Consider the following 692-nt stretch of genomic DNA (forward strand, 5'->3'; position numbering starts at 1 on the left):
GGGCCGGGCGCCGGGGCGGCGCGCCACATGTTGGCGGCGGTGATGCCGTACTCGTAGACGTAGTCGCCGAGGAAGAAGACGACGTCGGGGTCGCGGGCCACCAGGTCGCGGTAGGCGGAGAAGTGGCCGTGGTACCACGCCTGGCAGGAGGCGGTGGCGAAGCTGAACGCGGCGCGCGAGCGGTCGCCCGGCGCGGTGCGGAACCGGCCGACGGGGCTGGTGTGGCCCTGGGCCTGGAACCGGTAGAAGTACTGCCGCCCCGGGCGCAGGCCGCGCACCTGGGGGTGCACGGAGTGGCCCAGCTCGGGCAGGGCCAGCGCGGCGCCGGCGCGTACGACGCGGCGGAACCGCTCGTCCTCGGCGACCTGCCAGCGCACGTCGTAGCCCGCGCGGGCCATGCCGCCGTGCCCGTCGTCGGCCAACGGCCGTGGCGCCAGCCGGGTCCACAGCACGATGCCGTCGGAGGCCGGCTCGCCGCTGGCCACGCCGAGCCGGAACGGGTCGTCGCGCAGCCGTGGAGCGCCCCCCGCCGCCTCGGCCTGGCCGGCCAGCCCGGCACCGGCGAGCAGCGCGCCGACGCCGACGCCGGCCGCTTGCAGGAACAGGCGCCGATCCAGGCCGTTGGACGAAGGGGGTGCAGCACTCATGTGTCTCTCCCAGGCGGGGGTGCGGAGCCGGGGAGAGCGTGGGCG

The 692-nt window shown here is 76.9% G+C and carries 1 protein-coding gene; it reads right to left on the reverse strand.

Annotated features, from left to right (window positions below):
• Positions 1–647, reverse strand: a 647-nt coding sequence (locus KUM32_RS39430) for an alkaline phosphatase (protein ID WP_217146556.1), incomplete at its 3' end; no start/stop codon positions are given.
• Positions 648–692: the final 45 nt, after the last annotated feature.

The sequence above is a fragment of the Streptomyces sp. AC627_RSS907 genome, assembly GCF_019049165.1.